Raw genomic sequence first — 15,825 nt, forward strand, 5'->3', positions numbered from 1 at the left:
AATGTTTTTTCCAACGGTAAATACAGGAGAGACGACCTCCAAAATGCCATCAATTTCCAAAACCAAGGCGTCCCTTTCGACCCGCAGGATGGTTTTGGCTTTGACTATGATGCTTGTTGGCTGCATTTTATTTTCTGTTTGTATAGGTGCTTTACCAATATCCTTGCCGGAGTTGTGGCGGATGATACTTTTTAAAGTTGGTCTGGTCAGCAACGAAAATTATGAAGAGCAGAAGGCGCTGGTTTTCTGGATTATCCGTTTGCCACGGGTTTGCCTGGCGGTTTTGGTCGGAGCTGGGCTGGGCATGGCTGGGGCCTCATTACAAGGACTTTTCCGAAATCCCATTGCTGATGCCACCTTGATAGGCGTTACATCAGGCGCATCGCTCTTTGCCGTTTTTGTGATCATGCTCAACCTGAAGTACATCGGTATCGTCAATGAATTGGGTGGGGCTTACACCATTTCGCTCGTATCATTTGTCGGGGCTGCTCTAACAACCATGCTGGTGTATCAGTTGTCGAAAATTACCGGAGAGGGGGGCGTTACCACCATGCTGCTATGCGGCATTGCCATTAATGCTTTTGTTGGTTCCATTACAGGGCTGATGACCTATATGGCTACTGACGAACAGTTGCGATCGATTACATTCTGGAACCTGGGCAGTTTAGGCGGTGCCAGCTGGACTTCGGTAATGGCGGTGGCTCCCTTTGTTTTGTGCTCGGTAATCTGCATGCCTTATCTGTCCAAAGCCCTCAATCTGTTGGTGCTGGGCGACGGCCAGGCGTCTGCGCTGGGTGTTAACATGATTGTTTTGAAACGTCAGGTGGTTGTTTTGGCGACAATGGGCGTGGGTGCTTCTGTGGCCGTGGCCGGTACGATCGGGTTTGTGGGCCTGGTGGTGCCTCATATTATCAGGACTACTTTTGGTCCGGATCACAAATCGCTCCTCATAGGATCAGCCTTGGGAGGAGCGATTGTGCTCACCCTGGCTGATACCGTAGCACGTACCATAGTGGCACCCTCGGAGTTGCCAATTGGGATTCTTACCGCACTATTGGGGACGCCTTTTTTCCTTTACATACTTTGGGATCAGAAGAGGAAAAAAATATGATGGAACTAAGGAATGTGCATTTTCGGGTGAAATCCAGAGAGCTGGTCAGTAATATCAATTTTCGGGTAAATGCGGGCGAATTCTGGGCAATTGTTGGCGCAAATGGCGCCGGCAAGTCTACACTTTTGAAGTTATTGTCCGGGGAGCACACGCCTACCTCGGGCTCGGTGTCGCTCCATGGGAAAGATTTAAAAAAGTATAAACAAAAGGAGCTCGCGCAAAAGAGGGCGGTATTGGCTCAGAAGAATTCTATTACGTTGTCATTTACAGTGCAAGAGATTGTGCTCATGGGCCGGTATCCATTTTATGACTCTGGTCCTGCACCACGGGATTTAGAAATAGTGGACATCTGTCTAAAGAAACTGGGCATAGGCGATTTCAAACACCGTGTTTTTCCAACCTTGTCCGGGGGCGAGCAGCAAAGGGTGCAGCTGGCCAGGACTCTGGCGCAGGTCTGGGATGTACAGGGCGGATATATACTTCTGGATGAGCCCACTACAGGACTCGATTTGCTACACCAGTATGAAACGTTTCAACTGGCCAAGGAAATGACAGTCAAAGGCTACGGGGTGATTGCGGTTGTTCACGACCTGAACTTTGCGCTACAATATGCAGATAAGATTTCGATGCTTAAAGAGGGTGCGGCTTTCTCCACAGGCACTCCGGAAGAAGTACTTACTGAAGAAAATATAAAAGCAGCCTTTGGTCTGGCGGTGAAGATTATCCAGCCGGATTCGTCGCAGCTTCCGGTGATCATTCCTGACATTACACCGATTCAGATCACGGCCTGAAAGTTTTGATAAACTGATTTGACGAGACAAACAAACAAGCTTAAAGTAAAGTATACTATGAAAACAACCCTTGCCAATACCCGTACTGACTTGAAGGAAATCTGGACGGAATTTAAGATTCAAAATCCAAAAAGGCGTATCCGTGATGCCGCTAAAGAATTAAATACCACGGAAGCGGAGCTTGTTGCAACCGGGATCGGAGATAATGTGACATTACTGGATGGCGATTTCCGGGAATTACTTAAGGAAATAGAGTCGCTCGGCCACGTAATGGCGCTGACCCGTAACGACCATGTAGTGCACGAACGCAAAGGAATTTACGAAAACGTGTCTTTCAATAACCATGTGGGCCTGGTTTTAGGACCCGATATTGACTTGCGTCTGTTCCTGGGAGACTGGAAATTCGGTTTTGCCGTACATGAAAATGATCGCCATAGTTTACAGTTTTTCAATAGCAAGGGTGAGGCGGCGCATAAAATTTATCTGACCGAAAAAAGTAATAAGGAAGCTTACAAGGCACTTGTAGCCAAATACGCTGCCACGGATCAGGATGCTGCCCTTTGGATCGCAGCCAAAGAAGAAACAAAAGCACCAGACGAAACGACACCTGATGTAGACATTCCTGCTTTTCAGGCAGAATGGCTTGCACTAAAAGACACACACGATTTCTTTGGCCTGCTGCGCAAATATAAGTTGTCACGGAAGCAGGCGCTGCGTTTTGCACCGGATGGTTACGCCTATCAGATCAAGCCCGAGAGCATGCAATCCGTTTTTGAAGGGGCCTCCAAAATACAGGTTCCGATCATGGTCTTTGTCTCCAATCCAAATTGTATCCAGATCCACACCGGACCCATAAATAAAATTTTTGTAATGGGCCCCTGGCTGAATATCATGGATCCGGAATTTAACCTGCACCTGCGCCAGGATGCAATCGACGAGGCATGGGTGGTGAAAAAACCAAGTGAGGCGGGCATTGTTACAAGCATAGAACTGATTGATAAGGAGGGAACCATGTTCAATCAGTTTTTTGGTAAACGTAAGCCAGGGATACCTGAGCTGCCAGAGTGGACAAAGCTGGTGGAAGATACCGTGGTGCGACTAGATAGCTAGTGTTTAGTTGCCAAATTGTTGTCTGGTTCGATATTCAGCCCTTTTTACTAATATGTCTATTAAACAGTTTAACCATATCAATATAATTTCGCCATAGTAGTTAAAAAAAGCCGACCCGCTCTGGGTTGGCTTTTTTTGGGAGTCCGGTCGTATTGATTCTTAGGGAATCTCAGATAATCCGCTGATTTTGTCCCAGGAAAACGCCCGTGAACGCCACCTGCTTTTCGGGAGTGGGGAAACTTTCGATCACCGTCGAGCGCTTCTTTTCATTGTTCAGTTTCTCATTTTTTACGTGCTCGTTGTAGTACAGCAGACTCCAGTTGCCCTCAAAATCTTCCACAAGTGCACTTAGGGTTTCAACCCAATCGCCGGAATTCATGTACATGATCCCGTCTATTTCCCGCATGGCTGGTTGGTGAATATGTCCGCAAATGATCCCGTCACAACCTCTGGAACGGGCCAGTTCGGTCAGCTTTTCCTCGAAATCTGAAATGTAATTGACGGCCATTTTGATCGATTGCTTGATCCGCTGGGATAAGGAAAAATACGGTAGTCCCCGCCAGGCACGGTAATGATTGTAAAGTTTGTTGAGCGCCAGCAGACCGGTATAACTCATATCGCCCAGATAGGCAAGCCATTTGAAATGCGTAGTGATGGAATCGAACACATCGCCATGCGTGACATAGTATCGCTGGGCACCAGAATTTAGTATGTAGTCCTTTTTGATCTGAAAGTTTTTTCCCAATCTCAGCGGCAGAATCTGATCCAGAAAATCGTCATGGTTGCCACGTACGTAGATCACCTTGGTATTGTGCTCATCGATCATTTTCAGTACTCGTTTGAAAAAAAGCGTATGTTTTCGCTTCCATACACCATATTTCTTCAACTGCCAGGCGTCGATGATGTCACCGTTCAGAATGAGTTTTTTGCATGAATAGCTCTTTAAAAAGGCCGTAACCTCTTCTGCCTTTGATCCTCCCGAACCGAGATGTAAATCCGAAATGACAATGGTGCGGAAATGCGTTGTTTCTCTCATGTTACAAATATTCTTATTTAGTATTACCTGCATGTTATGTGCAGATTATGAGTGCGTTAAGTTGTATAGCGGAAATGGTGGAGAATTAAGCCATTTTCTTGTAACCAAAAATTACTTTTAGTTGAACTGAAATAATTCATTTTTATATTTGCAAAAACCAAAATCGAAGAAAAGGGTTTTGTTTTTCCTGATCGGACTTCTTGTCTAACTAATGTAGGGTCGGATGGTGTCACGACCTCTCGATCGATTAGTGGCATGGCATCGAGGGTGGGCAGCATGGTAAGGTGGCAGGATGTGGAGGGAATGTTCCTACAAGTTTTTAAGCACCATAGTAAAAGGTATCTAACCCAATCTTCGGGTTGTTTTAAAAAAAAGGTTAAAACTTCTGACAAATGAAAGGCTTACTTCTACTATTGTGTCTCATTAGCTACTGCGCTGTTTCACAGCATGTTTATCAGGTCAACGAAGTGGAGACGGCTGCGGAGCCGTCTGGTGGCGTGTCTATGCTGAACCATTTCATTTCTTCTAACATGCATCTACCTATTCGCGAGGCTTCAAAAGGGCTGAATTCCAGGGTTTTTGTGAAGGGCATCGTCGAGCTGGACGGGAGTATGAGTGGATTGGAAATCGTGAGAGGAATAGATAGTATTTGTAACAAGGAAGCGCTGCGGATCATGTCACTTTACAGTGCATGGAAACCTGCTTTGGTAAAAGGTGCCAAGGTAAGGCAATCGCTGATTTATCCTGTGACGTTCAAAATAGACAAAATCGCCAATTTCGATTCGACTTTACATGCGAGGGTCTATTATCTGGACAAGAATGAAATTCAAACCAATGAGGCCGGAGGTGCTAAAAACAGGATTGTATTACCGGTTGATTTGCATGGTTATGTGAATCAGGATATACAGTATCAGACGCTAAAGGGAGGTAAATGGAAGACTAGCACTACATTCCCAGTCCAAAAGAGTGAAAAATGGGTAAAGACAAATGAAGGTATGAAACGGGATTCCATTTTAGTGACCCAGATTTCGGTTCCAAATGCGGAACTGAACAAATATTTTCAGGAAGTGAATCTCAAAAAGGACGGCACGTTGTGGTCTTACACCGATTATAATTCCCATGGCAGTCCCATTTTGACCAAAACCTATTATTTAAATGGAGTATTAAAACAAACCGACGAGATTACGGAGGGCAGGCTGTTAACTACCAGATGGTTTAATTCAGGCATCCTGCAATCTGTTACTGAAAGTCAGAGCGAGGTACTGAAAATGAGCCCTTTGATCATAAAAGGGGTGTGGGATCAACAAGGAAATGCAATTGTTAAAGACGGAGACGGTTGGTGCAAACTACCTTCGGAATCCTTAGGAGGAAGACAGGTTTGGGAGGAAGGCAAAGTCGAGAAGGATTTAAAAACTGGAAAATGGGTAGGCAAACTGGCAGACAGTACGCTTGTTTTCGAGGAATATTATGATGCGGGTAATCTGCAAAACGGTACTTCTTTTGAAAATGGCACCCAAACAGCATACAGTAGCAGTATTCAACAGCCAGAATTCGCCGGGGGAATAACCAACATGTATAGATTTCTGGCTCAAAACATTCAATACCCGAGCAACGCATCAAAGTCCCGGATCAGTGGTCGGGTTATGTTATCCTTTGTTGTATGCGAAGACGGAAGCCTGTGTGACTACAAGGTGGAAAAGGGGCGGGGCTTTGGCCTGGATGATGAAGCGCTCAGAGTTGTAAAAAAAATGAACGGGTTGTGGGAGCCCGGGAGAGTGCGTGGTAAAAAGGTTCGTGTTAAATATAATCTGCCGGTCAATTTTCAACTGCAGTAACAACTGTAACCGATTATCCTTTCCCAAAACCATTCAAAGGCTTTGGGTTTTTTTTGTACCATTTTTGCATAGAAATATGAAATCTATTTGATAATATTGTGATATCATTTTACTATCATAATCTAGGGCTATGAATGAAAAAGAACTGAGTTCCGCATCCGGCTATTTACAATTAGGAATTGGCCTGATCATGATGATTGCAGGAGCAGGCATCGCCAGTATGGCGTCTGTGCTGGGCATATTGATTTTTTTAATCGGTGCGATCCTTTTAAAAGGGTTGGTTGTGGTAAATCCCAATGAAGCCGTTGTTACCATGTTTTTTGGAGATTATATGGGTACCATGAAGCAGGGCGGGCTGCGATGGGTAAACCCGCTGTTTGGGCGAAAAAAAATCAGTCTTCGTGCTCGAAATCTGAACGGACAGAAGTTAAAGGTAAATGACAAACTTGGCAACCCGATTGAAATTGCCGCTGTGGTTGTCTGGCGGGTGGGAGATACAGCAAAAGCTTCTTTTGAGGTAGATGATTACAACAAGTATGTGGAGATTCAGTCGGAAGCAGCAGTTCGGCATTTGGCGGGCATCTATGCCTACGACAGCATGGAGGATGAAGACTTGAATGTTCAGGAAGTTACCCTTCGCGATGGCAGTGGAAAGATCAATGAAATGCTGGAAGCAGAACTTACCGAGCGTTTGAGCAGGGCGGGTATTGATGTACTTGAATCGCGGATCAGCCATTTGGCCTATGCCCCCGAAATTGCCGGAGCCATGCTCCAGCGTCAGCAGGCATCCGCGGTGGTTGCTGCACGGCGCCAGATCGTGAATGGAGCCGTGGGTATGGTGGATATGGCATTGTCAATGCTTTCTGAGAAAGGTATTGTGGACCTGGACGAAGAACGCAAAGCGGCTATGGTGAGCAATCTTTTGGTGGTATTGTGCGGCGAGAGAGGGGCGACACCTATTTTGAACGCTGGAACTTTGTATCCCTGATATGGCTGAAAAAAAGGCGTTTGTTTTACGTGTAAATCCTGAAATGCTCAAGGAACTGGAAGCATGGGCACAGCAGGATTTCCGAAGCCTGAACGGGCAGATTGAATATCTGCTGAGCGAAGCATTGAAGAAACAAAAGAAGGGAAAGAGTAAGCAGGATGGTGCTGATCAGTAAGCGCTTCAGATTTGTTTGACAGGTGGTTCAACTGTGCCTGTGTATAAGCAGCGTATTGATTTATACTGTCGAAAATAAGCAGCTTTGATGAACACATGTGTTGTCCAAAGCTGCTTATTTTGTATCCACTTTTTTGCATCAGGATGTTTTTGTGAATCAATTTGCTAAAATTGCAATGTTATAGTTGTCGTACTAATTTTTCAGGATCAAATGAGGCATTTCATCGGGACTACGTTACTGGTATTTTTATCTTTTCAACTGTTAGGGCAAATACCTGCCAATTTTCAATGGCTTGCCGACGGGTCGGGTTTTCGGGACGTAGAAGATGGTGAAATCATTGAAGTGTCATTATTGTCACAAAATCAAAAAACGATTGTTTCAAAGACAATGCTGACTCCGGCGGGTGAAAGTGTTGCACTGAAAGTTAAAAGCTACACCACCAGTCGGGCAGGAGATAAAGTTTTGATTTACACCAATGCAAAAAAGGTATGGCGGTATGAAACCCGGGGTGATTACTGGGTACTTGATCTGAATACAAAGGCCTTGAAAAAACTTGGGAAAGGATTACCGGAATCGTCCTTGATGTTTGCAAAGTTTGCTCCGGACGGTAAACAGGTTGCCTACGTAAGCAAGCACAACATATATGCCGAAAACCTTGCGACAGGCGCTATCAAACAACTGACCCAGGACGGCGCGGATAGGGTTATCAACGGCACATTTGACTGGGTGTACGAGGAAGAGTTTGACTGTCGTGACGGATTCCGCTGGAGCGATGACAGCAAATCGATTGCTTACTGGCAACTGGATGCGCGAAAGATCCGCAACTTTTTGATGATCAATACCACGGATTCGATTTATTCATTCAATGTTCCTGTGGAATATCCCAAGGTGGGACAAACTCCCAGCCCCTATAAGATTGGTGTCGTAGATATCGCAGGCGCAAAAACTAAATGGATGAACATTCCGGGAGATCCTCAGAATACATACCTGCCCAGAATGGAGTGGTCGGGATTGCCCAATGAACTGGTCATACAGCAACTAAACCGCAAACAGAACGAAAGTACGCTGCTCTACATCAATACTAAAACCGGTAACGCCCGACCGTTTTATTCAGAAACAAACAGCGCATGGATTGATATCAAAAGCCGTTGGGACAATGACCCTGTGGGGTGGGACTGGATCAATAATGGAAAGGAATTTCTTTGGGTTAGTGAGAAAGATGGCTGGCTTCACACGTATCGGGTGAGCAGGGATGGTAAGAAAGAGACCCTGATTACGACCGGTAAGTACGATATGATCAATCCGGTGCGAATCGATGAAAAGAACAATGCATACTATTTCACAGCGTCCCCCGACAATGCCACCCAGGCCTATTTGTACAGGGCTTCACTGGATGGCACGGGTGTTCCGGTGCGCCTTTCACCGGAGGGGCAGGAGGGTACGCACAGATACGATATTTCTCCTCAGGCCAGGTTTGCAACGCATATTTTCTCCAATGCCCGTATGCCGGCGATGACCGAAATCATAACACTTCCAGACCACAAACCCACCGATCCCGAAAATTCCATTAGCCAGACGATGATGCGTATTCGTCCGGCGAGCATGAATATCGAATTTTTTAGGGTCAAAACGAGCGATGATGTCGAAGTGGATGCCTGGATGGTGAAACCGAATAATTTTGATCCGTCAAAGAAATACCCAATCGTATTTATGGTTTATGGCGAGGCGGCCGGCAGTACAGTGAAAGACAGTTACGGAACGGGCCGCAATCGTCTTTACGCAGGAAGCATGCAGGCCGATGGTTATATTTACGCATCCATGGATAACCGTGGAACACCTTCTCCAAAGGGGTCGGCCTGGCGCAAAGCCATTTACCGCAATATTGGGACGATTAATATCAAAGATATGGCAGGAGCGGCCACGGCCATGTTTGAGAAATTTTCCTTCATCGATACCAGCCGGGTAGCCGTGCATGGATGGAGTGGTGGCGGTTCTTCTACTTTGAACCTTTTATTTCAATATCCCAAGATATTCAAAACAGGCATTGCCGTAGCCGCTGTCGCCAATCAGTTGACCTACGACAATATTTACCAGGAGCGATACATGGGCATTCCACAGGAGAATATGGCCGACTTTGTGAATGGTTCTCCCATTACACACGCCAAAAATCTGGTAGGAAATCTGCTTTACATTCATGGTACCGGCGACGACAACGTGCATTACCAGAATGCCGAGATGCTTGTGGATCAGCTCATCAAACACAATAAGGTCTTTCAGTTTATGCCATATCCCAATCGTACGCATAGTATTTCAGAAGGCGAAGGAACTTCCAGGCATTTGAGTACACTCTTTACCGATTTTCTTAAGAAGAATTGCCCTCCGGGGGGAAGGTAAACAAGAAACTTTTAATGACTGAATACAACGGAGCCGGTAATTTTGGCCTTCTTTAATCTGAATATTTTTTTAAGTTTAGTAATCTGGGATGATAAAAGGATTGAGTGCCATTCTGCTAGTATTCATGATGTTGGGTTGCGTGAGAACGAAGCATCTGGGTTTTTTTTCTATTGATCCCTTTGCCAAGCCCTTCGATAAGCCAGTGGATGAACCACTCAATATCGTTCTGATGGATGAGGTTAAAGATCAGTTTTTGGTTGAAGGAAACGGTGCAGGAAAGCTTAATGTGGATAATTTTCGACGTAGTGTTCAAGACGCTTTGCAAAAGACTTTTTCCAAAAACTTTAAAACGATTAATTTTTCAGAGCAAAAACCTGAAAAAGGATTGGTACTCGTGTTATACAGGGTAAAGCCCTACTGGAAATTAGGTGCTTTGGCTAGTGACGTGATCAATACCGCCGGCGTGCCGGTGTCCGTCTCATCGAGTTCTTATTCAATTGTGTTTCAATTCGATACTTCCCTGTATCGCAACAATAAAAAAATAAATAGCGCTGATTATCAGTCTGTAAGTAATGAAATGACTGAGGGTAGATATTCACAGCGTGTCTTTCAGGATGGCTTACGGGTGGCCTGCGAAACTTTGAACAAGATGATATTTACGGACACTATCGTTGAGAGCTTCTGACGAGGCTCCCGTGGCGCGTGGCCTCCTGGCTGTTCGGGGAATCACTTGGTCTTAGGTCGAATAGTAGCCGTATCCGCCATGAAAGGGATCTCGTAAAACCTGAGTTGGCCCATGAGAGCTTATTTTACGGTATGCCAATGCCGATGTCGGTAACCTCAGACTGCTTATTGATCCTCCGAGTCATCTAAAATACGGATACTAAATGTTGAAGGTTTACCTTTTTTCGTGGCGGGTAGCAGCAGCGTTATCCATTTATCTTTGATTTTTGGAGTAACAGTCTGCTCGTTTATCAATATACGGATATTTTTTGCTGCATGAGGAAACCTTACCGACAATCGCTGCGGGCCTTTGCCTTCGTATCGACCCTCAGTCACTCTTGTTTTCATTAGGTAGGTCAAGGTCCCATTGCGAAGGGACAAAGTTTGCCCAAAACCTGTCTTCCAGAATGCCTCAGGGGCCGTGGGTGAAAGTTGGAGTGACCCGTCAAGTCCATGTTCCACACCCAATAAAAACCGCTGAACGATGCGGATAAGATTAGCAGGATACTCATTATATTTTTTAGCACCGTAACCACCATTGGCATTGTATCTTTCCCGCCAGTAGTAACTGCTGTCACGCCCTGCACTGCTTACCGCCCGGATGCTGCTGATCAGCCCGTCGGCATCACCCATATTTGCCCGTGCCCAGGCTTCCACATACCACACTCTGCCCATCGCTGCCAGATCCTGGCTATCCGCGTAGGTAGTCTCCCAGCTTTGATAAGTTTCAGGTCTGGTGGCAATGCCTGTGGGCATACCTTTGTAATAGAACCCCTTTTCATTTTTCAGTTGGGGCCAAAGTATGCGCTTTTGCTTTTCTGAGGCTATACCTGTGGCCAGGGCCGTCCAGTCCACATCCGTGAGGCCATGTCCTTTGATAAATCCCTTTTCAGGATGAAGGTATTCCGCATACTGAGTTCCCTGCCAGAATTTGTTTTGAAAGTAAGAAGTAACACGGTTGGCAAGTGTATGGTATTTTTTTGCCGCCACATGATCACCATTAATAAGGTTCAGCGCCGCAAGTCGTTTGAAGGCATCTGCCACATGCCCTTGCGAAACCCCATCGAATTCCAGACGCGTCGGCCGCTCAATGTAGTACCCGGCCCCACCCACGGCCCCTTCGTGGGAGATCAGGGATGCAAGATAATCAGCTGTTAGATGGATGGAAGGCAATTGTTCCCTGAGCCACTGTTTGTCCAGAGTGAAACGGAAAATAACATCGGCATTCTGAATATAGGTAGTGCCTGCCAGTGCCCGTAACGGATCTTTGGGAACCCAGTGTGTATACAATCCGCCGTTAGCATCCACCTCGGACTGATAATTCTTAGGCCCGATCATTTTCCCGGCTTCTGCCGGAAGAATGGCTATGGGAAGCCTTCCATCTGGTTTTTGAAAAGACTTTACATAGTCCCAATTTGCCTTTACCGTATTGATCTGCCCCAGCCACAGCAAAGCATCGCTCATCTGATGCCCGTCCAGAGATGGATAGGTATTGCCATAACCAAATCCTTTTCCATCCGCACAAACTGAAAAGTAGCCTTCGAAAACTGCAGGATTGACAGCCGCCAAAACATTTTGATGTGCCGCCTTGTAGTAGGCTTCGGTGATGAGGGGATCGGGCAGATAGATGGTATCCGGCTGTTGCGCCAATGCTTTGAAGGCAAACAGTATGATCAGCAAATTTCGCTTTTTGTATCTTCTTTTACCCACTTGATTGGTGTTAAACTGGCTATTCATCTCAGTATTTGTTTAACAGAGCAAGTATCAATAATTAATCCGAAAACGCAAATGTAGCCTTAAAGGCGAAAGGCAATCCTGCCGACGCATTGGAGTTTTTCGATGATTGAGATTATCAGAGATGTTGAAAGCAAACTATTTAAGGGTTGATTTTTTGTTTCTGGTACACAGGTAAACTGCCAGTGTTAAAAAGGCGCAGTGGAAGGAACTGAGCCCGATAAATAATCAGATTTGACGGGCCAAACGTATTGTTTTTATTTCACAAGTTTTGTAGAACAAGTCTAAAAATTACTCAAAAAAACACAAGAACTTGTTCCAAAGCACGTAGCATCTGTCTGTTGAGGCCCATGGATGCGGGGCATGGGCTTTGTATCTGAACCGTTTCGGGATTACTTTTGTAAAACCAGAGCAACTGAAAACAAAATAGCCTGAATTGTGGTTGTTATGGATACGCCGGACGGGAAATTTCCCGAGACGGCTTTTGTTGTTTTTTAGCCGCAACGATTGTTGGGTTTTTAACTGGTTTTAAATGCGGCGTTATTTTTTCATTCTATTATTGCAATTCATTGGAAGTCAAAGACCTACTTACCTTATACGCAGGCGACAGCTACCTGGATATCATCATTTCTCAGATCGCGTCAAAAAGTGAAGATGCGGCCCATGTGCAGGTGAAAGGGCTCGTTGGCAGTCTGGACGCGGTAGTTGCTGCAGCCATTCAGCAAAAAGGGAAAGGACCAGCGTTGTACATTTTAAGCGATCGGGATGAAGCAGCCTATTTTCAGAACGACCTGCAGAATCTGCTGCAAAAGACCGATGTCCTTTTTTACCCGACCTCCTATAAACGTCCCTATCAATACGAAGAGGTGGACAATGCCAACGTATTAATGCGGGGTGAGATTCTCAATAAACTTAATGTGGCGAAACCAGGGCCAGTGCAAATTGTCACTTATCCCGAGGCATTATTTGAAAAAGTAATTAGCAAGCGATCCTTGAAGGCCAATACATTTCCTGTGAAAGTAGGAGAAAAGCTGGATCCGTCCTTCCTGACGGAGTTTTTGCTGAGCTATGATTTCGAAATCACTGATTTTGTTTTTGAAGCAGGACAGTTTTCAGTTCGGGGAGGCATCCTGGATGTCTTTTCGTTTGCTAATGAGCATCCGTTTCGTATCGAGCTTTTTGGGGATGAAGTAGAAAGCATCCGTTCTTTTGATCCGGACACGCAGCTATCCATTGAGTCGGCCAAACAAATCAATATTGTTCCCGACATTCAGCAGAAGCTCAGTCATGAGACACTGGAGTCATTTCTGGATTTCTTTCCTTCAGATAGTATTCTGTGGTTCAAGGACGTTGAACTGACGCTGGAAGTGATTGAAAAATGTTTTGAAAAAGCAGAAAGAACCTTACAGGAAGTGACGGGAGGCGGAATACAAATCGTTTCCAACCCGCAGGACCGGTTCGAGACCAGACGTGGCAGTCTCAATCTTTTCAAAAAATTCAAAACCGTTGAATTTGGCAAACGGTTTTATTTCAAATCCGAAAACAGGCTGCCTTACGCTGCCAAGCCACAGCCTTCCTTTAATAAAGATTTCAAAAGGCTTCTGGATGATCTTTCTCAAAACCAGTCGAAAGGTTATGTGAATATTATTGCAGCCGAGCAGCCCAAGCAACTCGACCGGCTGGAAAGGATTTTTGAGGATCTTGATCCTTTTGTAAAGTTTCAGCCCATGCACATTTCGCTGAAAGAAGGATTTGTGGATGACACTTTAAAAATTGCCTGTTACACCGACCATCAGATCTTTGACCGGTTTCACAAGTACCGGCTCAAAGAGAAATTCAGTAAGTCAAAAGCGATCACGCTCAAAGAACTTAAGTCACTGCATCCGGGTGACTTTGTTACCCATGTCGACTACGGCATAGGACGCTTCGCAGGTATGGAGCGCAAGGATGTGAATGGTAAAGAGCAGGAAGCGATCCGACTGATCTATCGTGACAATGACCTGCTTTATGTAAGTGTGCATAACTTGCATAAAATAGCCAAATACACAGGCAAGGAGGGAACACCACCGGCAATGAGCAAGCTGGGTTCAGGAGAGTGGGAGGCAAAGAAATCGAAAGTTAAGAAGCAGCTAAAAGACATAGCCCATGAGCTGATCGCATTGTATGCGAAGCGCAGACAGGCTCCCGGTTTCCCTTTTTCTCCCGACAATTACATGCAGGCCGAGCTGGAATCTTCCTTTATTTATGAGGACACGCCCGATCAGGCCACTGCTACATCGAATGTGAAGGACGACATGGAAAAGGCACATCCCATGGACCGCCTGGTATGTGGGGATGTTGGTTTTGGTAAAACAGAAATTGCGATTAGAGCGGCATTTAAGGCGGTTTGTGACAGCAAACAAGTGGCCGTATTGGTACCCACCACCATCCTGGCCATGCAGCATTTCAAAACTTTCAGCGAAAGGCTGGAGGATTTTCCTGTGCGGGTAGGCTATATCAACCGTTTCAAATCCACGAAGGACATCAAGGATACTTTAAAGGAAGCCGAGGAAGGTAAGATAGACATTCTCATCGGCACACACCGGATCTTAAATAAGGATGTGAAGTTTAAAGACCTGGGATTACTGGTGATCGATGAAGAACAGAAATTTGGGGTAAAAGCGAAGGACCGTTTGAAAGAAATGCGCGTGAATGTGGATGTGCTTACACTTACGGCGACACCGATTCCGCGTACCCTGCATTTTTCACTCATGGGAGCCAGGGATCTTTCCGTGATCGCTACTCCCCCGCCAAACCGGCAGCCTGTAACCACAGAGATCCACACGTTCAGCGAAGAGTTTATCCGTGATGCCATTAGTTTTGAAGTGCAACGGGGTGGCCAGGTCTTTTTTGTACACAACCGGGTCAATGATATCGAATCCATTGCCAATATCATCATGCGGCTGGTTCCTGACGTGCGGATCGGGATCGCACATGGGCAAATGGAAGGCGATCGGCTGGAAAAGGTAATGGTAAATTTCATCGAAGGGGAATACGATATTCTGGTTTCGACCAACATTATTGAATCCGGAATCGATATTCCGAATGCCAATACGATCATTATCAATTCTGCCCACATGTTTGGTCTGTCGGATCTGCACCAGATGCGCGGCCGTGTAGGGCGTTCCAACAGAAAGGCTTTTTGTTATTTGCTGACGCCCTCGGTATCGACCCTGGCCAGCGACTCACGCAAACGACTCCAGACACTGGAAGAATTTTCGGACCTTGGCGATGGATTCAAGGTTGCCATGCGCGATCTGGATATCAGGGGGGCAGGCAACCTCTTGGGGGCCGAGCAAAGCGGTTTTGTGAACGATCTGGGTTATGAGCTTTACCACAAAATGCTGGATGAAGCGGTTCAGGAACTTAAAAATAATGAGTTCAAGGATCTCTTTACATCCGCATTGGGTCTGCCTCAGAAACTTGTGCCGGATTGTCAGATAGAGACCGACTTTGCGACTTTAATTCCAGACAATTACGTCAAAAATATTTCTGAAAGACTATCGTTATATACCCGCCTGGACAATATCGAGACCGAGGGCGAACTTAACAGTTTTGAAAAAGAAGTGCTGGACCGATTCGGGCCACTGCCTAAGGAGGTTCAGGACCTTTTGAAAATGGTTCGTTTACGCTGGAATGCAGAGGGATTGCAGCTGGAAAAATTAACGCTCAAAAGCAATACGATGAAAGGCTACTTCGTTACTTCGCAGAATGATGCGTTTTTTCAGTCCGCGAAGTTTGGCAAAGTGATCGACTACGTAAAGCAGCACCCGAAACAAAGTTCGCTTAAAGATCAGAAAGGAAAGCTTATTTTGATTTTCGAACACGTTCAAAGTATTGACCAGGCACAGATGATCCTGGCTCAAATCTCCGAATAGCCCTGTAGATG

At 45.7% G+C, this 15,825-nt stretch carries 11 protein-coding genes; 9 read left to right on the forward strand and 2 right to left on the reverse strand.

Going from position 1 to position 15,825, the window contains the following annotated elements:
* Position 1: 1 nt before the first annotated feature.
* From DYADSP32_RS19985 to DYADSP32_RS19995, 3 genes are read left to right on the forward strand one after another with little or no spacing between them, the layout of a single operon-like run.
* Entirely contained in the window at positions 2-1,111 is a 1,110-nt protein-coding gene (locus tag DYADSP32_RS19985; protein ID WP_414617918.1) for a FecCD family ABC transporter permease, read from the forward strand.
* Positions 1,108-1,902, forward strand: coding sequence for a heme ABC transporter ATP-binding protein (locus DYADSP32_RS19990; RefSeq protein ID WP_149241103.1), 795 nt, complete (start codon positions 1,108-1,110; stop codon positions 1,900-1,902). Before DYADSP32_RS19985 ends, DYADSP32_RS19990 begins: the two co-directional genes overlap by 4 nt.
* Positions 1,903-1,959: 57 nt before the next feature.
* Positions 1,960-3,012, forward strand: a complete 1,053-nt coding sequence (locus DYADSP32_RS19995) for a ChuX/HutX family heme-like substrate-binding protein (RefSeq protein ID WP_149241102.1) — start codon at positions 1,960-1,962, stop codon at positions 3,010-3,012.
* 169 nt (positions 3,013-3,181) lie between these two features.
* On the opposite strand, the gene DYADSP32_RS20000 is transcribed toward DYADSP32_RS19995, so the two are convergent.
* Positions 3,182-4,048 (reverse strand): UDP-2,3-diacylglucosamine diphosphatase, encoded by an 867-nt coding sequence (locus DYADSP32_RS20000; protein WP_149241101.1) that lies wholly within the window; start codon positions 4,046-4,048, stop codon positions 3,182-3,184.
* Positions 4,049-4,440: 392 nt separating this feature from the next.
* Between DYADSP32_RS20000 and DYADSP32_RS20005 the strand changes: the two genes are divergently transcribed.
* The 5 genes from DYADSP32_RS20005 (at position 4,441) to DYADSP32_RS20025 (ending at position 10,125) form a co-directional block, all read left to right on the forward strand.
* A complete protein-coding gene (locus DYADSP32_RS20005; protein WP_149241100.1) occupies positions 4,441-5,883 on the forward strand; it encodes an energy transducer TonB in 1,443 nt (480 codons plus the stop codon).
* 130 nt (positions 5,884-6,013) lie between these two features.
* Positions 6,014-6,871 (forward strand): SPFH domain-containing protein, encoded by an 858-nt coding sequence (locus DYADSP32_RS20010; RefSeq protein ID WP_149241099.1) that lies wholly within the window; start codon positions 6,014-6,016, stop codon positions 6,869-6,871.
* A gap of 1 nt (position 6,872) precedes the next feature.
* Positions 6,873-7,046, forward strand: a complete 174-nt coding sequence (locus tag DYADSP32_RS20015) for an Arc family DNA-binding protein (RefSeq protein WP_149241098.1) — start codon at positions 6,873-6,875, stop codon at positions 7,044-7,046.
* Between the two features lie 210 nt (positions 7,047-7,256).
* Positions 7,257-9,440: a S9 family peptidase gene (locus DYADSP32_RS20020; RefSeq protein ID WP_149241097.1), complete on the forward strand. Its 2,184-nt coding sequence runs from the start codon at positions 7,257-7,259 to the stop codon at positions 9,438-9,440.
* Between the two features lie 139 nt (positions 9,441-9,579).
* Positions 9,580-10,125, forward strand: coding sequence for a hypothetical protein (locus tag DYADSP32_RS20025; RefSeq protein WP_149241096.1), 546 nt, complete (start codon positions 9,580-9,582; stop codon positions 10,123-10,125).
* Between the two features lie 164 nt (positions 10,126-10,289).
* On the opposite strand, the gene DYADSP32_RS20030 is transcribed toward DYADSP32_RS20025, so the two are convergent.
* Positions 10,290-11,900 carry a hypothetical protein gene (locus tag DYADSP32_RS20030; protein WP_149241095.1) on the reverse strand — a complete coding sequence of 537 codons (1,611 nt, stop codon included), beginning with the start codon at positions 11,898-11,900 and terminating at the stop codon, positions 10,290-10,292.
* Positions 11,901-12,466: 566 nt separating this feature from the next.
* Here DYADSP32_RS20030 and mfd point away from each other — a divergent pair.
* On the forward strand, positions 12,467-15,814 hold the full coding sequence (gene mfd, locus DYADSP32_RS20035; RefSeq protein ID WP_149241094.1) for a transcription-repair coupling factor: 3,348 nt from the start codon (positions 12,467-12,469) through the stop codon (positions 15,812-15,814).
* Positions 15,815-15,825: the final 11 nt, after the last annotated feature.

Origin of the sequence: Dyadobacter sp. 32, assembly GCF_902506755.1 — a bacterium.
Classification (GTDB): Bacteria; Bacteroidota; Bacteroidia; order Cytophagales; family Spirosomataceae; genus Dyadobacter.